This window comes from Kosakonia sp. N21, assembly GCF_050587465.1.
Taxonomy (GTDB): domain Bacteria; phylum Pseudomonadota; class Gammaproteobacteria; order Enterobacterales; family Enterobacteriaceae.
Genome location: NZ_JBOBHR010000005.1, coordinates 169264 through 192627 on the forward strand (window position 1 = coordinate 169264; position 23364 = coordinate 192627).

Here is a 23364-nt window from a genome sequence, read left to right on the forward strand (position 1 = left end):
AACAGTCACAGAATACACTGGAGCAATCCGACCAGGAGCATAAGTAATATTATTACTGCATCAACGTGTAGCCTGGATATTGTTGTCAGGCAAGGCCGCGTTATCAAAAAACCGCAATCAGAGTAGGGATGTTCTGCCACACGGAATAACGTGACTTAATTTATATGATGAATTTTCCCACGAGCAAATAACGGGCCATAAATGTGCGACGAAATAGTGTGAATAAGAAAACCAGCCCCGTAATGCGTACGTCAGTCAGCGGTTAGCGCCAGGCCGGACGATGAAGCGCTCCCTGTGCTTCCCGTCCGGCACAACCGGTCTGGCTGGAGCATCAACGACCACGTTTAGCGTGACGCTCCCAGGTGTCGAGTTTTGCCTGCTCAGATTTCCGCAACGCCACATAACAGGCACCACTGCCGCCATGGTGCGGCAACGCCGTACAAAATGCCTGCACGTCGTCGAACTCCGTCAGCCAGCGCGCAACGTAGCTGCGCACAATGTTTGGGTGTGAATTATCCTCACGACCTTTCCCATGGATAATCAACACATTACGCAGGCCATCTTGCCGCGCCTGATGCATAAAGCGGAACAGCATCTGTCGGCACTGCTCAACGGGCTGGCGTAGCAGATTGAGGCTCGCCTGTTGACTGTATTTACCCAAACGCAGCTTATCCACCACGCCGGTTTGCAGGCCTTCACGCCTGAATTCCAGCGGCGTTGACAAGGGAATGATGTCAAGGAACCCGGTGGTTAAAAAGTTATCCAGTTGCAGCGTATCGATACGCTGCGTCGCGCGCGAATTGCGACTCGGCTGCCAGTGAATATCGGTGCAGCGCTTCAGGGGCTGGACATCCTCCATGGCGTCAAGAAACAGCGATTTGTCGTCAGGGTTCATGGGAAGGTCCTCCGGTTACTTCAGAACAGGTACTATAACGAGCATGGCGTGCGCTCACAATGATCAGGACGCATTTATGGTACACGGGTTAAGTGCTTATAAATAAACGTAACACGCACGCGCGGTAAAAACATTAGCGTTTGTGATGTCTTTAATGCACCTTAACTTATACCGCGCATCGGGGGTTATACCAATTTTAGTTAAATTAACGTGAATTTAATCACCAATTAATAGTGGAAAGATAGTAAAGGGCGGCTATAACTATATTTAAGATGCAAGGATGAACTTGCATAAAATAACGAAAGGAAGCGCTGCTGTGTGTACTGTAGAGCCTGGCGGATGTCGGCAGGCTCTATTTTTTTTATTATTCCCCGGACAGCAAAATATATCATCTATAATTCAACGGACATCGATTTGTTATTATCCACCTTAATATTAGCTATCTATAAATAGACGCCCTTTCGGGGTATGGTTAGCCCCGGTCAGGCATGGTAGATTGATGCCCGTTTGCCATAGTTCAAGGATGCCTGATGCTCACGCTACTCGAAGATAAAATCGCCACCCCGCTGGGCCCGCTGTGGGTGCTCTGTGATGAGTCCTTCCATTTACGAGCTGTCGAGTGGGAAGAACACAGCGATCGCATGGTGGAGTTGTTGAATATTCATTATCGACGCGACGGTTATCAGCGCATCGCTGCCAGTAATCCGGGCGGATTAAGCCGGAAACTGCAGGATTATTTCGCCGGCGATCTGTCGATCATCGACACACTCCCCACCGCAACGGCCGGTACGCCTTTTCAGCGTGAAGTCTGGCAGGCGCTGCGTACAATCCCCTGCGGTCAGGTGATACATTACGGTCAACTGGCGGAAATGCTGGGCCGCGCAGGTGCAGCACGTGCGGTAGGTGCAGCGAATGGCGCAAACCCGGTCAGCATCGTGGTGCCCTGTCACCGCGTCATTGGGCGTAACGGCACGTTGACCGGCTATGCGGGCGGCGTACAGCGCAAAGAGTGGCTGCTCCGGCATGAAGGCTATCTGCTATTGTAAGAAAAGACGCATATTTAGTGCCTTTTTCCCCGAATGTTGTGGTAAAAACCTTTGCGAAATGATGGAATATCAAAGAGATGATGCCCGGTCATCTCTTCTCATTTCTCTCCCCCGTTTCAATAATCGTGAATTGACGTTTTGCCAGGCTTACGTGCTCAATAAAAAGATGTTAAAATTGACCAATATCAATTACGGCGTTGAGCAGACCTATGATCCCGGAAAAGCGAATTATACGACGCATACAGTCTGGCGGATGTGCAATACATTGTCAGGATTGCAGCATTAGCCAGCTTTGCATCCCGTTTACCCTCAATGAACACGAGCTGGATCAGCTCGATAACATCATTGAGCGTAAGAAGCCCATCCAGAAAGGTCAGACGCTGTTTAAAGCAGGGGATGAACTGAAATCACTGTACGCTATCCGCTCCGGTACGATTAAAAGCTACACCATCACCGAGCAGGGTGACGAACAGATCACCGGTTTCCATCTGGCGGGCGATCTGGTCGGTTTTGATGCGATTGGCACCGGGCATCACCCCAGTTTCGCGCAGGCACTGGAAACGTCCATGGTTTGCGAAATCCCGTTTGAAACGCTCGACGATCTGTCCGGCAAGATGCCTAACCTGCGTCAGCAGATGATGCGTCTGATGAGCGGCGAAATCAAAGGCGACCAGGATATGATCCTGTTGCTGTCGAAAAAGAATGCGGAAGAGCGTCTGGCGGCATTTATTTATAACCTGTCCCGCCGTTTCGCCCAGCGTGGTTTCTCACCGCGTGAGTTCCGCCTGACCATGACCCGCGGCGACATTGGCAACTATCTGGGTCTGACCGTCGAGACCATCAGCCGCCTGCTGGGCCGCTTCCAGAAGAGCGGCATGCTCGCGGTAAAAGGCAAATATATCACTATCGAAAACAGCGATACGCTGGCTCAACTGGCCGGTCATTCCCGTAACGTTGCCTGAGTTTTACCCCTCTCTTTTGCACCTTCGCCAGCGCATTAAATTTTTCTGATTTATTGATCTGGCTGAAGGTTTTCCCTGTTTCATTCAGCGCTAATGGGTTATCTTTTATTTACAGACTGTGGTGACAGATGTAAGGAGACCCTGTATGGCTAAGTATCAGAATATGTTGGTCGCCATCGATCCTAATCAGGACGATCAGCCAGCATTACGACGTGCTGTGTATTTGCATCAACGGATTGGTGGCAGAATCAAAGCGTTTTTGCCCATCTATGACTTCTCTTACGAGATGACCACCCTTCTGTCCCCTGATGAGCGCACGGCAATGCGCCAGGGCGTGATCAGCCAGCGCACCGCCTGGATCCGCGAGCAGGCAAAATATTACATCGATGCTGGCGTGCCGATTGATATTAAAGTGGTCTGGCATAACCGCCCTTTCGAAGCCATCATCCAGGAAGTGCTGGCGGGCGGTCACGATCTGTTGCTGAAAATGACCCACCAGCACGACAAACTGGAGTCGGTGATTTTTACCCCTACTGACTGGCACCTGCTGCGTAAATGCCCTTGCCCGGTGTGGATGGTCAAAGATCAGCCATGGCCGGAAGGCGGTAAAGCCGTTGTCGCCGTCAATCTGGCCAGTGAAGAGCTTTACCACAACTCGCTAAATGAAAAGCTGGTTAAGGAGACGCTGCAACTGGCCGAACAGGTTAACCATACCGAGGTGCATCTGGTTGGTGCGTATCCGGTCACACCTATCAATATTGCTATCGAACTGCCGGAATTCGACCCCAGCGTGTATAACGACGCGATCCGCGGTCAGCACCTGCTGGCGATGAAAGCATTGCGGCAGAAATTCGGCATCGATGAAAAACTTACCCATGTTGAGAAAGGCTTACCGGAAGAAGTGATCCCGGATCTGGCTGAACACTTGCAAGCCGGGATTGTGGTGCTCGGTACCGTCGGGCGCACCGGGATTTCCGCTGCATTTCTGGGGAATACCGCTGAGCAGGTTATTGATCATCTGCGTTGTGATTTGCTGGTGCTCAAGCCGGATGAATATCAGACGCCGGTAGAACTTGATGACGATGAAGATGACTAAGTTTATGTAGCAGAAAAAAAGGCCCGGAAACGGGCCTTTTGCATTTGTAAGCGACGATTACAGCGCTTTGAGGATTGCGTCAACGCTGGCTTTGGCATCGCCAAACAGCATCTGCGTGTTCTCTTTAAAGAACAACGGGTTCTGCACGCCAGCGTAACCGGTGTTCATTGAGCGTTTGAAAACGATAACATTTTGCGCTTTCCACACTTCCAGAACCGGCATCCCGGCGATTGGGCTTTTCGGATCGTCCTGCGCGGCCGGGTTAACGGTGTCGTTCGCGCCAATCACCAGAACGGTGTCGGTCTCTGCGAAGTCATCGTTGATCTCGTCCATTTCCAGCACGATGTCGTACGGCACTTTCGCTTCCGCCAGCAGTACGTTCATATGGCCCGGTAGACGCCCGGCGACCGGGTGAATACCGAAGCGCACTTTCACCCCGCGCGCACGCAGTTTTTCAGTGATTTCCGCCACCGGATACTGTGCCTGCGCCACCGCCATGCCGTAGCCCGGGGTGATGATCACAGAGTGCGAGTTTTTCAGCATTTCCGCCGTTTCTTCCGCATTGATTTCACGGTGTTCGCCGACTTCCTCATCGCTGCCAGAAGACGAACCATCCGTACCAAAACCACCGGCAATAACGCTGATAAAGGAGCGGTTCATCGCCTTACACATAATGTAGGAGAGGATTGCCCCCGAGGAACCCACCAGCGCACCGGTAACGATCAGCAGGTCGTTGCTGAGCATAAAGCCCGCCGCCGCCGCCGCCCAACCGGAGTAGGAGTTCAGCATCGACACAACCACCGGCATATCCGCGCCACCAATAGAGGCCACCAGATGCCAGCCGAACACCAGCGCAATAATGGTCATCAGCAGCAGCGCCAACACTTGTACGCCAACGCTTTCCGTGCGGACAAACGTCACCAGCAGCACAAAAGAGACCACCAGCGCCGCCAGGTTCAGTTTATGCCGATGGGGCAACATTAACGGTTTGGACGAAATCTTTCCGCGCAGCTTACCGAACGCAACGATAGAGCCAGTGAAGGTCACCGCACCAATAAAGATGCCGAGGAACACTTCCGTCAGGTGAATATTCACCATGATCGGCGCCAGACCCGCCTCATGATCGAGATAGCTGTTGAAACCCACCAGCACCGCAGCCAGGCCAACGAAACTGTGCAACACAGCCACCAGCTCCGGCATTTCGGTCATTTCGACTTTCTTCGCCAGACGAATACCAATCGCCCCGCCGATCACCATCGCCACCAGGATCCAGGCGACATTGCCGGTATCCGGGCCAAAAATAGTCGCCACCAGAGCAATTGCCATACCGGCGACGCCAAAGTTGTTACCCTGCTGGGAGGTTTCATGCTTGGAAAGCCCCGCCAGACTGAAAATAAACAGGATCGCGGCAACAATGTATGCAGCTGTAACTAATCCTCCAGACATGTGCTACCCCTTAGTTCTTCCGGAACATTTTCAGCATGCGCTGAGTGACGGTGAAACCACCAAAAATATTGATGCTGGCGATCAGTACCGCAATAAAGCTTAAGAAGCTGACCCAGCCGCCATGGCCAATCTGCAACAGCGCGCCCACCACAATAATGCCGGAAATGGCATTGGTGACCGACATCAGCGGCGTATGCAGCGCATGGGAGACATTCCATACCACGTAATAACCGACGACGCAGGCAAGCGCGAAGACGGTGAAATGACCGAGGAACTCTTTCGGCGCAACGTTCGCCAGCCAGCCAAACAGAACGATCGCCAGCGCCATCAGCGCATATTTGCGCCACGGAGAAGTGGGTTTGGCCTCTTCTTTTGGCGCGGCCGCCGCTTTTGGCGCAGCCTGCGGTTGAGCGGAAACCTGAATCGGCGGTGCCGGCCAGGTGACTTCGCCATCACGAACGACGGTCACACCGCGCACCACCACATCGTCAAAATCGACAACCACGTTGCCGTCTTTTTCCGCACACAGCAGTTTCAGCAGGTTAACCAGATTGGTGCCATAAAGTTGGGAAGACTGCGTCGGCAAGCGGCCCGGCAGATCGGTATAACCGATGATTTTAACGCCATTGGCAGTAGTACTGACTTCATTCGGCACGGTGTATTCGCAGTTACCGCCGTTTTGCGCAGCCAGATCGACAATCACGCTGCCCGGTTTCATGGAATCCACCATCTCACGGGTGATCAGCTTCGGCGCCGGTTTACCCGGGATCAGCGCAGTCGTGACGATAATATCGACATCTTTCGCCTGTGCAGCGAAGAGTGCCATTTCCGCTTTAATAAAAGCTTCGGACATTACTTTTGCATAGCCGTCACCGCTGCCCGCTTCTTCCTCAAAATCCAGCTCGAGGAATTCAGCGCCCATACTCTGCACCTGCTCTTTCACTTCCGGGCGGGTATCAAAAGCACGCACAATCGCGCCAAGGCTGTTGGCTGCGCCAATCGCGGCAAGCCCTGCCACGCCCGCGCCAATCACCATGACTTTCGCGGGCGGAACTTTACCGGCGGCGGTAATTTGGCCGGTGAAGAAACGACCAAACTCATGCGCAGCTTCAACAATGGCGCGGTAGCCCGCAATGTTGGCCATTGAACTGAGCGCATCCAGCGCCTGCGCGCGGGAGATACGTGGCACGGAGTCCATTGCCATCACGGTCACGTTACGCGCGGCCAGTTTCTCCATCAGCGCCGGGTTCTGCGCAGGCCAGATAAAGCTTATCAGCGTTGTGCCGGGGTTAAGCAGCGCGATCTCTTCATCGTCAGGCGCGTTAACTTTAAGGATAACGTCCGAATGCCAGACATTGCTGCCATCGACAATCGTCGCCCCGGACTGGGTGAACGCATCGTCATCGAAACTTGCCAGTTTGCCGGCGCCGCTTTCAATCGCGACAGTGAAACCCAATTTCAGCAATTGCTCGACCGTTTTCGGCGTCGCGGCAACGCGGGTTTCATTGGCCAACCGTTCTTTAGGTACACCAATACGCATAGTTTTCCCTTCCATCGGTTTTAGATGATGGTTTGTCAGTCGTCACCGGAACAGCCAGCATCTGTTTAACAGCATTACGGAGTGTGTCCCGGAAAATAAAACAGTAACAAACTTTCTATAACCTACTGAAAATAACGCCTGTGATCCACCGCCGGAAAACAGAATTTGTGCTTTTATCTGCGAAAACCAGCCATCAGTAGGGGCTGGCAAGGTTATTTGCCTTTAATTCGTTATAACAGGCCGATATTCCGCTCAAGCGAAGCGGCAAAACACGATTAATCTCCAGTGCGAAATTGCTTTTTAACAATGCGTTAACTTAAAAAAGTCATAACCTTTATCTGTTTTGCTGGTCAAGCGGCTGTTTTTTCAACATATCACTTAAGGTTATCGTTATTAACCCACCCCATAGCACAGTCAGTGAAAAATGACGCAGACAGTGGCTCTGATTAAATGCAATAATCGTCGACGTTTTCTCAACAACAACACCAGTTTATGGTTTGCGCAAGGCGAAGGACTATTTTTATGAAGCTCAAGTACACCCTCCTGGCGTCAGCACTCCTCTCTGCGGCGACATTGTCAGCCAACGCAGCGACAGAGTTAACACCGGAGCAAGCAGCGGCGGTGAAACCCTATGATCGTGTCGTGGTAATCGGCCGTTTTAACTCTATCGGTGATGCAGTGAACGCCGCATCTAAACGCGCAGATAAAGAAGGCGCTGCAGCATTTTTCGTTGTTGATACTTCAGATGCAGGCAACAGCGGCAACCAACGCGTTACCGCCGATTTATACAAAGCTGATGCAGCAAAAGCTGAACGTCCTGCATTTCGCGTGATTAACGGCGTAACGGAATTACCAAAAGACAAAGCCATAGAACTTGAGCCGTACGATACGGTGACCGTACAGGGCTTCTTCCGTACCCAACCGGAAGTGAATGATGCCATTACGAAAGCCGCCAAAGAGAAAGGCGCCGCCTCTTTTTATATCGTTCGCCAGTTCGACACCAACCAGGGTGGCAACCAGATGATCACCGCTTTTATCTATAAAGCGGACGCCAAAAAACGCGTTATTCAAAGTGCTGATGCCATTCCACGTGACTCCGACGCGGGCCGCGCTGCGCTGGCAAAAGGTGGTGAAGAAGCGAAGAAAGTGGAAATCCCGGGCGTTGCCAGCGATGCCACACCGGGTGTGGGCGTAGGGCGTTTCTTCGAAACACAGTCCACTTCCGGCGGTCGTTATTCTGTCACGCTGCCTGACGGCACGAAAATCGAAGAGCTGAATAAAATTACCGCTGCACAGATGGTGCCGTTTGATAGCGTCAAGTTCACCGGCAACTATGGCAACATGACAGAAGTTTCCTACCAGGTTGCCAAACGTGCTGCGCAAAAAGGCGCCAAGTACTACCACATTACGCGTCAGTGGTCAGAGCGCGGCAACAACGTGACCATCAGTGCGGACCTCTACAAATAATCAGCACTGATGAACCAGGCGGCTACGGCCGCCTTTTTTTTATCTTTTTCCTCTCTTTTTCACAAAATTGTCGCCGTCCTCATTGCATGCCTTTGCGACTCTCCGTAAAATCCCGCGCCTTAGTGATATCCACCATATTTATGCGCCCCGGCAAAATAATTATTCTGGATGAGTGGCTTTTTTGACAGGATAACAATGGAAAAGAAACTTGGCCTTAGCGCTTTGACTGCTCTCGTTTTAAGCTCAATGCTCGGCGCAGGCGTCTTCAGCCTTCCACAGAATATGGCGGAAGTCGCCAGTCCTGCGGCGTTACTGATTGGCTGGGCCATTACCGGTGCAGGGATTTTGCTGCTGGCCTTTGCCATGCTGATCCTGACCCGTATTCGCCCGGATCTGGACGGCGGTATTTTTACCTATGCCCGTGCGGGTTTCGGTGAGCTGGTTGGCTTTTGCTCCGCATGGGGATACTGGCTGTGTGCAGTGATCGCCAACGTCTCCTATCTGGTGATCGTTTTCTCCGCGCTCAGTTTCTTTACCGATACGCCGCAGCTACGCCTGTTTGGCGACGGTAACACCTGGCAATCTATTGTGGGCGCATCGGCGCTGCTGTGGATTGTCCACGCCCTGGTGCTGCGCGGTGTGCAGACGGCGGCAAGTATCAACCTGGCGGCAACACTGGCGAAGTTAGTCCCGTTGGGCTTGTTTGTGGTGCTGGCGGCACTGGCATTTAATGTCGACACATTCAAATTTGACTTTAGCGGCGTTGCGCTGGGCGTGCCGGTCTGGGAACAGGTCAAAAATACCATGCTGATCACCCTGTGGGTATTTATCGGTGTGGAAGGCGCGGTGGTGGTTTCCGCCCGCGCGCGTAATAAACGGGACGTTGGTCGCGCAACGCTGTTGGCGGTACTGGCGGCGCTGAGTGTCTACCTGCTGGTGACATTGTTGTCGCTTGGGGTGGTGCTACGCGCCGAACTGGCGGGAATTCGTAACCCGTCAATGGCCGGGTTGATGGTCAGGCTGATCGGCAGTTGGGGAGAGGTGATTATCGCCGCAGGGCTGATCGTGTCGGTGTGCGGCGCTTACCTGAGCTGGACAATTATGGCGGCGGAAGTCCCGCTGCTGGCGGCGACACACAAAGCGTTCCCTCGCATTTTCGCCCATCAGAATAAAAATAATGCCCCTGCTGCATCGCTGTGGCTGACCAATATCAGCGTGCAGGTCTCGCTGGTGCTGATCTGGCTGACAGGGTCTGATTACAATACGCTGCTGACGATCGCGTCTGAGATGATCCTCGTGCCCTATTTCCTGGTGGGCGCCTATTTGCTGAAAATCGCCAGCCGCCCGCTGCACCAGGCCGTGGCAATCGGTGCATGTCTGTATGGATTATGGCTACTGTACGCTTCCGGCCCCATGCACTTATTGTTGTCAGTGGTGCTGTATGCGCCGGGTTTACTGGTCTTTATGTACGCCCGCCGTACTCATGAAATGACCGAGCTGCTCAAACGCCGGGAAAAAGCGCTGATTGGCCTGTTGCTGATCGCGGCGGTTCCCGCAACGTGGATGCTGGTGAAATAACCCTAGTGGAGGCGACTCCAGCAGAAGATAAGCAACCAGGCGCTGAGGCTCCAGCAGAGCACCGCACAGCCCAGCGCCGGCCAGACCCGCATAAAACCGGTGAAATACCACAGCGATAAAAGATAGATAAAATAGGGAATGATCGCCCACATCCCAAAAACGATCGTGGTGCGTAGCGCCTCAATACCGCGCTCTGTTGCGACAATATAGTGCGCAATCAAGGCGAAGGTGGGAAAGAGCGGGATCAACCCGGCGATATAGTAATTCTTCGTTTTTGCCAGCAGCCCAATCAGCAACACCACCAACGCACCGATCGCTGCTTTAATAATTAACCCCATGATTTGGCCTTTATTACTTCAACAACAAAGACCTACAGCATAACGGAACACGCCCTGTTTAGAAAAGATTAATGGCAGGTTGCAGCAAGGCGGTGTATGTTGACGTTTTTGGTCGATCGCGATGGCTTATGAATAAGATCGTTTTTGTGGAAGACGACCCGGAAGTTGGCGCTCTGATTGCCGCCTATCTGGGCAAACACGATATGGATGTCATTGTGGAACCTCGCGGTGATCGTGCCGAAGAGGTCATCGCACGGGTCAATCCTGAACTGGTGCTGCTGGATATTATGCTGCCCGGTAAAGATGGTATGACGTTGTGCCGCGACTTACGTCAGCAGTGGAACGGCCCGATTGTTCTGCTCACCTCTCTCGACAGTGATATGAATCATATCCTTTCGCTGGAAATGGGCGCCAATGACTATATTCTCAAAACCACGCCGCCCGCCGTGTTGCTGGCCCGTTTGCGTTTGCACTTACGCCAGCGCACCAGCACCAGTACGCCCGCTGAGCCCGCAGCGCCTTCCCTGAAGCAACACAACATTATTCGTTTTGGCACATTATCGATTGATCCGGTCAATCGCCAGGTGCTGCTGAGCGGCGAGGAAGTGATCCTTTCTACGGCGGACTTCGACTTGCTCTGGGAGCTGGCGACCCACGCCGGGCAGATTATGGATCGCGATGCGCTGTTAAAAAATTTGCGCGGCGTGACTTACGACGGGCTTGATCGCAGCGTGGATGTGGCGATTTCTCGCCTGCGGAAAAAACTGCTCGACAGTGCCACAGAGCCCTACCGTATCAAGACCGTACGCAATAAAGGCTACCTGTTTGCCCCGCATGCGTGGGACAACTAAAAAAGCATTTAACCGGGTGTCACTATGAAGAAGCTGTTCGTCCAGTTTTACCTTCTGCTGTTCGTGTGCTTTATCGTGATGACCATGCTGGTGGGCCTGGTGTACAAATTCACTGCCGAGCGCGCAGGTCGCCAGACCCTTGATGACCTGATGAAGAGTTCACTCTATTTGATGCGCAGCGAGCTGCGAGAAATTCCGCCGCATCAATGGGCGAATACCCTGAAAGAGCTGGATCTGAATCTCTCCTTTAATCTGCGTATCGAGCCAATGAACAAATTCACGCTCGATGCGCCGCATGCTCAACGGCTGCGTGAAGGCGACATTGTGGCGCTGGATTCTGAATACACCTTTATTCAGCGTATTCCGCGTAGCCACTATGTGCTGGCCGTAGGGCCGGTACCGTATCTGTTTTTCCTGCATGAAATGCGCCTGCTGGATATGGCGCTGATGGCCTTTATTGCTATCTCCCTCGCTTTCCCGGTGTTTATCTGGATGCGACCGCACTGGCAAGAGATGCTGCGGCTCGAATCCGCTGCCCAGCGTTTTGGCGAAGGCCATCTTGAGGAGCGTATCCATTTTGACAGTGCGTCCAGTTTTGAACGGTTAGGCATCGCGTTTAACCAAATGGCGGACAATATTAATGCGTTGATCGCCAGTAAAAAGCAGCTCATTGATGGTATTGCGCATGAATTGCGAACGCCGCTGGTCCGGCTACGTTACCGGCTGGAGATGAGCGATAACCTTAGTGAAGCCGAGCACGCCGCGCTGAACCGCGATATCGGACAACTGGAGGCGCTGATTGAAGAGCTGCTGACCTACGCCCGCCTCGATCGCCCACAAACCGAACTGAAACTGACCAGCCCGGATTTGCCTGCCTGGTTTAACAGCTATATGGATGATGCGCGTACGATGAATCCGCAGCATCAGCTATTGCTGACCTGCACACCTGGCGATGATTATGGCGCGCTGGATATGCGTCTGATGGAGCGGGTGCTGGATAATCTGGTGAACAATGCACTGCGCTATTGCCAGCAAACGGTCAAAGTCACGTTGCAACGCCAGGGTTCACAGGCCACGCTGATCGTCGAAGACGATGGCCCGGGCATCGCGCCGGAAGAACGTCAGCGCGTATTTGAGCCCTTTGTTCGCCTTGATCCCAGCCGCGATCGCGCCACGGGCGGCTGTGGTCTTGGGCTGGCGATTGTCCACTCCATTGCCCAGGCATTTGGCGGCGAAGTGCTGTGTTCGCAAAGCGAACTGGGCGGCGCGCAATTTACCTTCAACTGGCCCATCTATCATCACATTGTGCTGCCCTGATGAGCAGCAACCGGCGCAGTGGCTGAAGCCCTGCGCTTGTGTTATAACTTAAAAGTATGTTGTAACTAAAGAGGACAGATGATGGCTGCCTTAGACCTTATCGATCGCCTTAATACGACCTTCCGCCAGCTTGAACAGGAGCTGGCCGCCTTGAAAACGGAATTGAATGCATGCCGCTTGATGGCCGGGCGCGTATTTACGCTGCCGGAGATCCCGAAGGGTGCTGAGCACGACCCGCTGACGTGCATTCATGTGCAGCAGCATATTGGTAAACCTGCAGCAGAGCTGGCACTACACCATTACACGCATCTATTTATCCAGCAGCAGTCGGAAAACCGCAGCAGTAAAGCGGCGGTGCGTCTGCCGGGGGTGCTTTGCTACCAGACGAATGCGGCGACGCGCGCCATGCTGGAAACGCGCGTCAGCACCATTAACGCGCTGAAACTCACTTTTGAGCGCATTGTCACCGTGGAGTCGGGCCTTCCCTCCGCAGCCCGTTTTGAGTGGGTGCACCGTCACCTGCCGGGCCTGATCACGCTCAATGCCTACCGGACGCTGACGGTCATTGATGCACCAGCCACCATCCGCTTTGGCTGGGCCAATAAGCACATTATTAAGAACCTCAGCCGTGATGAAGTGCTGGCGCAACTGGAAAAGAGTATGAAATCCCCACGCGCCGTCGCCGCCTGGACGCGGGAACAGTGGCTGGTGCGGGTCGAGCAGGAGTACAACGACATAGCCGCCCTGCCGAAACAGGCGCGGTTGAAGATCAAGCGGCCGGTAAAAGTGCAGCCGATTGCGCGGGTCTGGTATTCAGGGGCGCAAAAACAGGTGCAGTACGCCTGCCCGACCCCGCTGATGGCCTTTATTTCTGAGGAAAATGGCGGAACGGTGCCGGACATTGGCGAGCTACTGGATTACCACGCCGATAATGTTCAGCACCGGTATAAACCTGAGGCGCAGCCGCTAACGCTGATGATCCCGCGGCTGCACCTCTATCTGGCGGGTTAAGCGGGTTTCATGCTGCCAACCATCGATTCCGGGCGCACCCAACTGTCAAACTCGGCTTCCGTCAGGTAGCCGAGCGCCAGCGCCGAGGCTTTCAGTGTGAGTCCTTCTTTGTGCGCTTTCTTGGCGATTTCCGCCGCTTTGTCGTAACCGATATGGGTATTGAGCGCCGTCACCAGCATCAGTGACTCATTAAGCAGTTGATCAATTCGCTCACGGTTCGGTTCAATGCCCACCGCACAGTGCGCATTGAAGCTTTCCATCCCATCCGCCAGTAAACGCACGGATTGCAGGAAATTGTGGATCACCAGCGGGCGAAAAACATTGAGTTCAAAGTTGCCGGATGCGCCGCCAATGTTTACCGCCACATCGTTGCCCAGCACCTGCGCGCACAGCATTGTCATGGCTTCGCACTGTGTGGGGTTGACCTTACCCGGCATGATCGAGCTACCTGGCTCGTTTTCCGGAATGGCGATTTCACCGATACCGCAACGGGGACCAGAAGCCAGCCAGCGGACATCGTTGGCAATCTTCATTAGCGACGCCGCCAGTCCTTTCAACGCGCCATGCATCTGCACCAGCGCATCACAGGTCGCCAGCGCCTCGAATTTATTCGGCGCGGTGATAAACGGTTGCCGGGTGATATTCGCCAGCTCTTCCGCCACGCGTCTGGCATATTCCGGATGGGTATTCAGCCCGGTGCCAACGGCGGTGCCGCCCAGCGCCAGCTCGCCAAGGTGCGGCAGGTTCAGTTCAATGTGTTTGAGATTGTGTTCCAGCATCGCCACCCAGCCGGAGATCTCCTGGCCGAGCGTGAGCGGCGTGGCGTCCTGCAAATGGGTACGGCCGATTTTGACAATATCAGCAAAGGCGATGGATTTTTCGCTGAGCGTCTGCTTCAGCACCTGAAGCTGGGGCAGTAAATGTTCGCGTACCGCAATCACTGCCGCCACATGCATGGCGGTGGGAAACACGTCATTCGAACTCTGGCTTTTATTGACGTCATCATTGGGATGGATTTTACGCTCCATGCCGCGAACGCCGCCGAGGATCTCGCTGCCGCGATTTGCCAGCACCTCGTTCATGTTCATATTGCTTTGCGTGCCGGACCCGGTCTGCCAGATTGCCAGCGGAAACTCGTCGGGATGTTTCCCCTCCAGTACCTCATCCGCCGCCGCAATAATGGCGCCGGCTTTTTCGGCAGACAGCAATCCCAGATCCTGGTTTACCTTCGCCGCCGCACGTTTGGTCAGCGCCAGCGCGTGGATCAGCGAGACCGGCATTTTTTCCGTTGAAATACGGAAATGCTCGAGCGATCGCTGGGTCTGCGCTCCCCACAGCTTATCGGCCGGGACGTCAATCGCGCCCATTGAATCTTTCTCACTGCGATGCGTTGTCATTACTTTCTCCTTGAATACAAAGTGGTGTTGAGTGCCGACATTGCTCACCTGCAAACAAGTCAAAGTATTGATGCTTTTTATTATGTCGTTTAATGCTTTGTGCTTAAAAAAACCGCCCCAAAGGGCGGTGATATTACTTCACGCAGCGCGCGCACTGCCCGGACTGGATCTGCTGGAAGAAGTCGTTGCCTTTGTCATCCACGAGGATAAACGCCGGGAAGTCTTCAACGTCAATTTTCCAGATCGCCTCCATACCCAGCTCAGGGTACGCCACGCACTCCAGACTTTTAATGCTGTTTTGCGCCAGAATCGCCGCCGGGCCGCCAATGCTTCCCAGGTAGAAACCACCGTGTTTTGCGCAGGCGTCCGTCACCTGCTGGCTGCGGTTGCCTTTCGCCAGCATGATCATGCTGCCGCCCTGCGACTGCAACTGATCAACATAAGAGTCCATGCGCCCGGCGGTGGTCGGGCCCAGCGAGCCTGACGCGTAACCTTCCGGCGTTTTCGCCGGGCCTGCGTAGTAAATCGGGTGATCTTTCACATATTGCGGCAACGGTTGGCCGTTATCCATCAGTTCCTTCAGCTTCGCATGGGCAATATCGCGCGCGACCATAATGGTGCCGCTCAGCGACAGGCGCGTGGAGACCGGATATTGCGTCAGCTGCGCGAGAATCTCTTTCATCGGACGGTTGAGATCCACCTTCACCGCCTCACCCTCGCCGGCCTGACGCAGCGCCTGCGGGATGTATTTGCCCGGGTTCTGCTCCAGTTTTTCCAGCCAGATGCCATCGCGGTTAATTTTACCTTTGATATTACGATCCGCTGAGCAGGAAACACCCATCCCCACCGGGCAGGAGGCGCCATGGCGCGGCAGACGGATCACGCGAATATCGTGGGCAAAATATTTCCCGCCAAACTGCGCGCCGAGGCCAAGGTTTTGCGCTTCCAGCAGCAGTTCCTGTTCCAGTTGCACATCGCGGAATGCCTGGCCATGCTCGTTACCTTCCGTAGGCAGCGCGTCATAATATTTGGTTGAGGCCAGTTTCACCGTCTTAAGCGTGGCTTCCGCCGAAGTGCCGCCAATCACAAAAGCGATATGGTATGGCGGGCAGGCGGCAGTACCGAGGGTGCGCATCTTCTCGACCAGGTAATTTTTGAGTTTCGCCGGGGTAATAAGCGCCTTGGTTTCCTGATACAGATAGGTTTTGTTGGCTGAACCACCGCCCTTGGCGATGCAGAGAAATTTGTACTCGTCGCCATCCACGCTGTAGAGATCAATCTGCGCCGGCAGGTTGCTGCCGGTATTCACTTCTTTATACATATCGAGCGCGGCGTTTTGCGAATAACGCAGGTTGTCGTCGATATAGGTGTTATAGACCCCGCGCGCCAGCGCCGCTTCATCACCGCCGCCCGTCCACACGCGCTGCCCTTTTTTACCCATGATGATGGCGGTACCGGTATCCTGGCAGGTAGGCAGAATCCCCTTCGCAGCGATCTCCGAGTTGCGCAGAAACTGCAGCGCAACATATTTGTCATTCTCACTGGCTTGCGGGTCATCCAGAATGTCCGCCACCTGCTGTTGGTGCGCCGGGCGCAGTAAGAAGGAGGCATCGTGGAAAGCATGCTGAGCCAGCAGTGTCAGCGCCTGTGGATCGACTTTCAGGATCTCCTGCCCCTCGAAGTGGGCGACGGAAACATGGTCGCGGCTGAGCAGATAGTATTCGGTGTCATCCTTTCCGAGCGGGAAAGGTTCCTGATAATAAAAGGGTTTGTTCGACATTGTTCTCTCACTTACGACACGATCTGGTTATTGTTCAGGCAGCATATCCCTCTGCCCTCTGGCATAGCGAGTCGCCATATCCTACACAATTTTTTAACAAAAACTGAGACTAGTACGACTTTTTGTCCCCGCTGGTTACTTCGCAAGGGTTTATTGCTTTAATGACGCAATAATGTGTTCAATTGAAAGGGCTTGATAATGCAAAAACTCATTAACTCAGTGCAGAACTATGCCTGGGGAAGTCATACTGCGTTAACGGAACTCTACGGTATCGCGAATCCCGACAACCTGCCGATGGCGGAGTTATGGATGGGCGCCCACCCGAAGAGCAGCTCAAAAGTGGTGGATGCCAGCGGTCAACCCCGTGCGTTGCGCGATGTGATCGACCAGGATAAATGCCGCCTGCTGGGGACTGCCGTTGCCGAACGTTTTGGTGAATTGCCGTTTCTGTTTAAGGTGCTGTGTGCCGATCAGCCGCTCTCCATCCAGGTGCATCCGAACAAGAAAAACTCCGAAACCGGCTTTGCCAAAGAGAATGCCGCCGGGATCCCGCTGAACGCTGCCGAGCGCAATTATAAAGATCCGAACCATAAACCGGAGCTGGTGTTCGCCCTGACGCCGTTCCTGGCGATGAATGCGTTTCGCGAGTTTTCCGACATCGTTTCATTATTGCAGCCGGTTGCCGGTGCGCATCCTGCTATCGCCCATTTCCTGCAAGCGCCGGGCGCTGAGCGCCTGAGCGAACTGTTTGCCGCATTACTGAATATGCAGGGTGAGGAAAAATCCCGCGCGCTGGCGGTACTGAAATCCGCGCTGGAACATCAACAAGGTGAACCGTGGCAGATCATCAAGGCCATTGCGGCGTTCTACCCTGACGACAGCGGCCTCTTCTCTCCGCTGCTGCTCAACGTGGTGAAACTCAATCCGGGCGAAGCCATGTTTCTGTTTGCCGAAACGCCGCATGCCTACCTGAAAGGCGTGGCGCTGGAAGTGATGGCGAACTCGGATAACGTTCTGCGTGCAGGGTTAACGCCGAAATATATTGATATTCCGGAGCTGGTGGCCAACGTGAAATTTACGCCGAAACCGGCGGGAGAATTACTGACCCGGCCCGCCCGCAACGGCGCGGAGCTCGATTTCCCGATCCCGGTGGAGGATTTTGCCTTCTCTCTGCACGATCTGTCACCCACGGAAACCACGCTGACACAACAGAGCGCCGCGATCGTTTTCTGTGTGGAAGGCGAAGCGGTGCTGAGCAAAGGCGCAGAGCGTCTGGTGTTGAAACCGGGCGAATCCGCGTTTATTGCCGCGGATGAATCTGCGGTGGCAGCAAGCGGTACAGGCCGACTGGCGCGCGTGTTTAATAAGTAAGACTAAGTTACTGTATTTTTTAGCAAGGATTGCTAAGCTTGGGGTAACTAACTCAACAGTCCAGGCGGTTTACACCGCCTGGTTTCATTTTTTATGGATAAACGCTATGAAAAAAACGCTGGTTGCCGCAGGAGTGATCGTTGCACTGGGTGTCGTCTGGACCGCAGGCGCCTGGTACACAGGGAAACAACTTGAAGGCCGTCTGGCCGATATGGTCAGTGAGGCAAATGCGCAAATTAAGCGCAACGCACCGGAAGCCAATGTCGAACTGCTGGCGCAGGATTATCGCCGTGGTCTCTTCTCCAGCCAGTTCAACCTGCAAATCAAACCGGTAGACGGCAGTGAAAACCCGTGGCTGAAACCGGGCCAGAGCATTGTGCTGCATGAAGTCGTCGATCACGGCCCGCTGCCGCTGGCGCAGTTGAAGTCATTCAATCTGATGCCGTCGATGGCGTCTGTCCATACTCAGCTTGTTAATAACGACGTGACCAAAGCGCTGTTCGAGATTGCGAAGGGCGAATCACCGTTTACTGCCGACACGCGGATTGGCTACAGCGGGGATACCCGCAGCGATATCAGTCTTCGCCCGCTTAACTCGGAAAAAGACGGCGAGAAAGTGGCCTTCAGTGGCGGCGAGTTCCGCCTCACCGCCGATAAAGACGGTAATGCCATTTCACTGAGCGGCTCCGCTGAGAGCGGCCTGGTGAATGCCGTCAATGAATACGGTCAGAAAGTGCAACTGTCGTTCAACAACCTTAAAACCGACGGTTCCAGCGAACTGGCCAGCTTCGAAGAGCGCGTAGGAAGCCAGAAACTGAGCCTCGATAAGCTCACCATCGCCATTGAGAATAAAGAAATGGCGGTGCTGGACGGGATGAATATCAACGCGAAATCTGAAGTCGCGGCGGACAAAAAAACCATTAACAGCCAGCTGGACTACACGCTAAACAGCCTGAAAGTTCAGGGGCAGGATCTGGGCAGCGGCAATCTGACGTTGAAAGTGGGCCAGATTGATGGTCAGGCATGGCACCAGTTTAGCCAGCAGTATAATGCGCAAACCCGTGCCCTGATGGCGCAGCCGGATGTGGTGCAGAACCCGGAACTGTATCAGCAAAAAGCAACCGAGGCCTTCCTGAGCGCCGTACCGCTGCTGCTGAAAGGCGAACCGGTCATTACCATTGCACCGCTGAGCTGGAAAAATGCCAAAGGTGAAACCACGTTTAACCTTTCATTGTTCCTGAAAGATCCCGCTACCGTGACCGCAGCACCGCAAACGCTGGCGGAAGAAGTCGACCGGAATGTGAAATCTCTCGACAGCAAGCTGACTATCCCGGTGGATATGGCCACCGAGTTTATGACGCAGGTTGCGAAGCTGGAGGGCTATCAGCAGGAAGATGCGGCGAAGCTGGCGAACCAGCAGGTGAAAGGCCTTGCGGCAATGGGACAGATGTTCCGCATCACCACGCTTGAGAACAACAATATCCTTGCCAGCCTGCAATATGCCAATGGCCAGGTCACGCTGAACGGTGAAAAAATGCCGCTTGAGCAGTTTGTCGGTATGTTCGGGCTGCCGTCGCTGCAACAGCCGGATGAAACCCCACCGCTGACACCTGCGGTTCCGCAGCAATAATCCAGAAAGCCCCTCTGTAGAGGGGCTTTTTTCGTTCTTTCAATCAGATACCCACAGTAAAATAGGTATGTCGTGTTGCCGGATTCATTGCCGCCAGCGCTGTACCCTGCAAGAGAATAATGACGCGATTTCGCTTTGCTGGTTGCGCAACATAGCTTTTTACCGCCTTTTCTTCTTATAATGCTCTGCACTTTATCAAAAATAAGAGTGCGACCATGATAGATCCCAACCTGCCACTAACCGATATTCATCGCCACCTTGACGGCAACATCCGTGCCCAAACCATTCTGGATCTTGGCCGCCAGTTCAATTTAACGCTCCCCGCCGACACGCTCGACACCCTGCGCCCGCATGTTCAGGTCACCTCTAATGAACCGGATCTGGTGAGTTTTCTGGCCAAACTCGACTGGGGAGTAAAAGTGCTGGCGTCACTGGATGCCTGCCGCCGCGTTGCGTATGAAAATATGCAGGATGCCGCGCAAAACGGCCTGCACTATGTCGAACTCCGCTTCTCGCCGGGTTATATGGCCATGACCCATAACCTGCCGGTGGCTGGCGTGGTTGAAGCGGTGATTGCCGGGATCCGCGAAGGCAGTCGCGACTTTAATGTTGAGGCGCGTTTAATTGGCATTATGAGCCGCACCTTTGGTGAAGCCGCCTGTTTGCAGGAACTGGAAGCGCTGCTGGCCCATCGGGATGGCATCACTGCACTGGATCTGGCCGGCGACGAACTGGGCTTCCCGGGTAGTCTGTTTCTGCCGCACTTTAACCGCGCGCGCGATGCAGGCTGGCACATCACCGTGCACGCGGGCGAAGCCGCGGGTCCGGAGAGCATCTGGCAGGCGATCCGTGAACTGGGTGCTGTGCGCATCGGGCATGGCGTAAAAGCCATTGAGGATGCCGCACTGATGGATTTCCTTGCGGAGCAGCGAATCGGTATCGAATCCTGTCTGACATCGAATATTCAGACCAGCACCGTCGCGTCGCTGGCGCGTCATCCGCTGAAAACGTTCCTTGAGCACGGTATTCTCGCCAGCATCAACACCGACGATCCGGCGGTTCAGGGCGTGGAAATTGGTCACGAATATAACGTTGCCGCCCCGGCAGCAGGGCTGAGCCGCGAGCAGATCCGCCAGGCACAAATCAACGGGCTGGAGATGGCGTTTCTCAGCGACAGCGAGAAACAGGCGCTTCGCGATAAAGTCGCCGCAGCGTAATGAAAAACCGCTCACGTTTTGGCGTGAGCGGTTCATCTTCAGGTGAGACTCAGCGTGGCGCGGTGTTTCGCCGACTCAATACCCAATTCAATCAGTTCCATGATCCGGATAGCCTGGCTGGCCGGAACCGGGTTTTCCCCGACGCCGTTCAGCGCATCGCGGATCGCGGCATAATAAGCAGGGTAATTTCCCGGCAGCGTTAGCCAGTTCTCTTCCTGACGCTCTTCGCCGTCCACGCGAGTCAACACCCCATCGCGCATGTCATAACCCCAGTCCGCCTGCGGCAGGCGCGCGCCGCTTTTCAGACACTCCTCCTGCGGATCGAGACCGTATTTCACATAACTGCCACGGCTACCGTGCACAATATAGCGGGCAGATTCAGCCGCCGCCAGCAGGGTGCCGTGCAGTATGACTCTACGCAGCGGGTAAGAGAGCACCGCATGGAAATAGTCTGTCGACTGGGCTCCGGGGCGTAACTGCGCCAGATCGACCGTCATGGAAACAGGCAGACCAAACAGGTTAACCGCCTGATCAAGCAGGTGCGGTGCTAAGTCGTACCAGATCCCGCTGCCCGGACCGCCCTGTTCGCGCCAGCGGTTACGCACCTGCGGGCGGTAGCGGTCGAAATGGGATTCAAAATACGCCACTTCACCAAGCGTCCCGTCGGCAAGCAGCGCTTTTAGCGTCAGGAAATCGCTGTCCCAACGGCGGTTGTGGAACACCGACAGCACACGTCCAAGACTGCGCGCCAGCGCATCCAGTTCACGGGCTTGTGACAACGTCACCGTAAAGGGTTTGTCCACCACAACATGCTTACCGGCTTCCAGCGCCGCTTTCGCCAGCGGGAAGTGCGTATCGTTGGGGGTCGGGATGACGATCAAATCGATTTGCGGATCGTTAAACAGGTGTTTAGGCTCCGAAACAACCGGCACTGTAGGCCAATCCGCTTTCACTTTCGCTTCATCGCTGCTGGAAATCGCCGCCAGCTCCATCCCTGCCGTTCCGGCAATCAGCGGCGCGTGGAAGGTTTTACTGGCATAGCCATAACCGATTAATCCGACACGGATATTATCACTCATATTGCGGCCTCTCCTCGTTGGATGAGCTATTTCACACTATCTGCCCGGTGGCGACAACCCGTTCAGTTATTGCCAGGCAGATCGTTTAAATAAACATCGTTCAGCCCTGGTTTCCTGGCCTGGAATCTGCTTAAATCCTGGATCAACGCCTTGCCGCCAACGGGCGGTATCAGTAACATGCGTGGGCTAACATCAGGGAGTAGTAGAAGTATGGTCGCAATCTTCAATCGGATCATTGAATTAATGGGCTGGGTCGTGCTCGGCGTATCAACCATACTGTTGGTTTTCGCCAGCCATATTGATAATTACCAGCCGCCGGAACAAAGCATCGTTGCACAGAAAAAATAGCGTGCTGCGCACGCCTTGCGGCGAGTAAATAAACAAGCAGATGTTTATTGCCAGTCATGGTGAAGATCGTTACTCTTCTACCGGGCGCTGTTCTGGCGCCAGGTTTCATTCGGAAAGAAAACTCTTAATTTAATGGCAGAACAATCAGCGACTATTTACGTCCTGTTAATAATGTTTATTATTCGAACGAATTATACACACCTGTATTTCTGCCTCTTTGATTATATGGATAACCCTCAACATGACCGTCCAGGACTATTTATTAAAATTTCGCAAAATCAGTTCGCTTGAAAGTCTGGAAAAATTGTTTGATCACCTTAACTACACCCTGAGCGATAACGAAGAACTCATCAATATGTACCGCGCAGCGGATCATCGGCGTGCTGAACTGGTCTCCGGCGGTCGTCTGTTTGACATTGGGTGCGTTCCTAAATCCGTCTGGCATTACGTGCAATAACGCCACTGGCAATCAGCGTGTAATGCTTTATACTCGTCGCCCGGCGCAATGAACCTATCGCAATAATGCCCTGAGCGAGGAATGCAGTATGACAACACTCTCCGCAGAAAGAATCGGCGGCTGGTTGCTCGGCCCTCTGGCCTGGTTGCTGGTGGTATTGTTCAGCACGTCGCTGGCGTTATTAATGTACGGAACGGCATTATTGACGCCGCAAACCGTCACCATGCTCGGTACGATGCCCTTTCGCGATGCGCTGCTGTGGTTTGTGTCGTTCGCCTGTGCGATTGGCATCTGGTATTACACCTTCTGGCTGGTGATTGCCTTTTTTAAACGCCGCCGTAGCGTGCCGAAGCATTACATCGTCTGGTTGCTGATTTCCGTTTTGCTGGCGGTGAAAGCCTTTGCTTTTTCACCGGTTTCCGACGAACTGGCCCTGCGTCAGTTGCTGTTTCCGCTGCTTGCCGCCGCGTTAATGGTGCCCTATTTCAAGCGCTCCACGCGCGTTAAGAAGACCTTTATTAACCCGTAATAACCTTAC

Annotated in this window: 21 protein-coding genes; 14 read left to right on the forward strand and 7 right to left on the reverse strand. The window is 54.0% G+C overall.

Annotated features, from left to right (window positions below; all coding sequences use genetic code 11):
- Positions 1–331: 331 nt before the first annotated feature.
- Positions 332–895: a DNA endonuclease SmrA gene (gene smrA, locus ACQ3G7_RS13875; RefSeq protein ID WP_430890256.1), complete on the reverse strand. Its 564-nt coding sequence runs from the start codon at positions 893–895 to the stop codon at positions 332–334.
- Between the two features lie 530 nt (positions 896–1425).
- Between smrA and ogt the strand changes: the two genes are divergently transcribed.
- The 3 genes from ogt to uspE all read left to right on the forward strand — a co-directional run bounded on the left by ogt (position 1426) and on the right by uspE (position 3999).
- Positions 1426–1941, forward strand: coding sequence for a methylated-DNA--[protein]-cysteine S-methyltransferase (gene ogt / locus ACQ3G7_RS13880; RefSeq protein WP_430890257.1), 516 nt, complete (start codon positions 1426–1428; stop codon positions 1939–1941).
- A 209-nt stretch (positions 1942–2150) separates the two neighbouring features.
- A complete protein-coding gene (fnr, locus tag ACQ3G7_RS13885; RefSeq protein WP_044176765.1) occupies positions 2151–2903 on the forward strand; it encodes a fumarate/nitrate reduction transcriptional regulator Fnr in 753 nt (250 codons plus the stop codon).
- A 145-nt stretch (positions 2904–3048) separates the two neighbouring features.
- On the forward strand, positions 3049–3999 hold the full coding sequence (uspE, locus tag ACQ3G7_RS13890; RefSeq protein WP_263096806.1) for a universal stress protein UspE: 951 nt from the start codon (positions 3049–3051) through the stop codon (positions 3997–3999).
- A 57-nt stretch (positions 4000–4056) separates the two neighbouring features.
- Here uspE and pntB read toward each other — a convergent pair whose 3' ends face one another.
- Together pntB and pntA are read right to left on the reverse strand one after the other, a co-directional pair.
- On the reverse strand, positions 4057–5445 hold the full coding sequence (gene pntB, locus ACQ3G7_RS13895; RefSeq protein WP_263096807.1) for a Re/Si-specific NAD(P)(+) transhydrogenase subunit beta: 1389 nt from the start codon (positions 5443–5445) through the stop codon (positions 4057–4059).
- A 10-nt stretch (positions 5446–5455) separates the two neighbouring features.
- Positions 5456–6985 carry a Re/Si-specific NAD(P)(+) transhydrogenase subunit alpha gene (gene pntA / locus ACQ3G7_RS13900; RefSeq protein WP_430890258.1) on the reverse strand — a complete coding sequence of 510 codons (1530 nt, stop codon included), beginning with the start codon at positions 6983–6985 and terminating at the stop codon, positions 5456–5458.
- A gap of 522 nt (positions 6986–7507) precedes the next feature.
- Between pntA and ydgH the strand changes: the two genes are divergently transcribed.
- Positions 7508–8452, forward strand: a complete 945-nt coding sequence (gene ydgH / locus ACQ3G7_RS13905) for a DUF1471 family protein YdgH (protein ID WP_430890259.1) — start codon at positions 7508–7510, stop codon at positions 8450–8452.
- A 195-nt stretch (positions 8453–8647) separates the two neighbouring features.
- Complete coding sequence (locus ACQ3G7_RS13910) at positions 8648–10030, forward strand: amino acid permease (protein ID WP_430890260.1); 1383 nt, start codon at positions 8648–8650, stop codon at positions 10028–10030.
- A 2-nt stretch (positions 10031–10032) separates the two neighbouring features.
- On the opposite strand, the gene ACQ3G7_RS13915 is transcribed toward ACQ3G7_RS13910, so the two are convergent.
- Positions 10033–10368 (reverse strand): GlpM family protein, encoded by a 336-nt coding sequence (locus ACQ3G7_RS13915; protein WP_263096812.1) that lies wholly within the window; start codon positions 10366–10368, stop codon positions 10033–10035.
- Between the two features lie 128 nt (positions 10369–10496).
- On the opposite strand from ACQ3G7_RS13915, the gene rstA reads away from it, so the two are divergent.
- The 3 genes from rstA to tus all read left to right on the forward strand — a co-directional run bounded on the left by rstA (position 10497) and on the right by tus (position 13547).
- Entirely contained in the window at positions 10497–11219 is a 723-nt protein-coding gene (gene rstA, locus ACQ3G7_RS13920; RefSeq protein WP_430890261.1) for a two-component system response regulator RstA, read from the forward strand.
- A 24-nt stretch (positions 11220–11243) separates the two neighbouring features.
- On the forward strand, positions 11244–12536 hold the full coding sequence (gene rstB / locus ACQ3G7_RS13925) for a two-component system sensor histidine kinase RstB (protein ID WP_263096814.1): 1293 nt from the start codon (positions 11244–11246) through the stop codon (positions 12534–12536).
- Positions 12537–12617: 81 nt separating this feature from the next.
- Entirely contained in the window at positions 12618–13547 is a 930-nt protein-coding gene (gene tus, locus ACQ3G7_RS13930) for a DNA replication terminus site-binding protein (RefSeq protein ID WP_430890262.1), read from the forward strand.
- Here the strand turns inward: tus and fumC are convergent.
- Both fumC and fumA read right to left on the reverse strand, forming a co-directional pair.
- A complete protein-coding gene (gene fumC / locus ACQ3G7_RS13935) occupies positions 13544–14944 on the reverse strand; it encodes a class II fumarate hydratase (protein WP_430890263.1) in 1401 nt (466 codons plus the stop codon). The two genes, tus and fumC, sit on opposite strands and share 4 nt — an antisense overlap.
- Positions 14945–15077: 133 nt before the next feature.
- Entirely contained in the window at positions 15078–16724 is a 1647-nt protein-coding gene (gene fumA / locus ACQ3G7_RS13940; protein ID WP_263096817.1) for a class I fumarate hydratase FumA, read from the reverse strand.
- 198 nt (positions 16725–16922) lie between these two features.
- Between fumA and manA the strand changes: the two genes are divergently transcribed.
- The 3 genes from manA to add all read left to right on the forward strand — a co-directional run bounded on the left by manA (position 16923) and on the right by add (position 20942).
- On the forward strand, positions 16923–18095 hold the full coding sequence (manA, locus tag ACQ3G7_RS13945; RefSeq protein ID WP_430890264.1) for a mannose-6-phosphate isomerase: 1173 nt from the start codon (positions 16923–16925) through the stop codon (positions 18093–18095).
- A 106-nt stretch (positions 18096–18201) separates the two neighbouring features.
- Positions 18202–19725 (forward strand): YdgA family protein, encoded by a 1524-nt coding sequence (locus tag ACQ3G7_RS13950; RefSeq protein WP_263096820.1) that lies wholly within the window; start codon positions 18202–18204, stop codon positions 19723–19725.
- A gap of 215 nt (positions 19726–19940) precedes the next feature.
- Positions 19941–20942, forward strand: a complete 1002-nt coding sequence (gene add / locus ACQ3G7_RS13955) for an adenosine deaminase (RefSeq protein ID WP_430890265.1) — start codon at positions 19941–19943, stop codon at positions 20940–20942.
- 38 nt (positions 20943–20980) lie between these two features.
- On the opposite strand, the gene ACQ3G7_RS13960 is transcribed toward add, so the two are convergent.
- Positions 20981–22021, reverse strand: coding sequence for an oxidoreductase (locus ACQ3G7_RS13960; RefSeq protein WP_430890266.1), 1041 nt, complete (start codon positions 22019–22021; stop codon positions 20981–20983).
- Between the two features lie 210 nt (positions 22022–22231).
- On the opposite strand from ACQ3G7_RS13960, the gene blr reads away from it, so the two are divergent.
- The 3 genes from blr (at position 22232) to ACQ3G7_RS13975 (ending at position 23355) form a co-directional block, all read left to right on the forward strand.
- Positions 22232–22369, forward strand: coding sequence for a division septum protein Blr (gene blr, locus ACQ3G7_RS13965; protein ID WP_430890267.1), 138 nt, complete (start codon positions 22232–22234; stop codon positions 22367–22369).
- Positions 22370–22610: 241 nt separating this feature from the next.
- A complete protein-coding gene (gene ydgT, locus ACQ3G7_RS13970) occupies positions 22611–22826 on the forward strand; it encodes a transcription modulator YdgT (protein WP_263096902.1) in 216 nt (71 codons plus the stop codon).
- A gap of 88 nt (positions 22827–22914) precedes the next feature.
- Entirely contained in the window at positions 22915–23355 is a 441-nt protein-coding gene (locus ACQ3G7_RS13975) for a DUF2569 domain-containing protein (protein ID WP_263096903.1), read from the forward strand.
- Positions 23356–23364 lie beyond the last annotated feature (9 nt).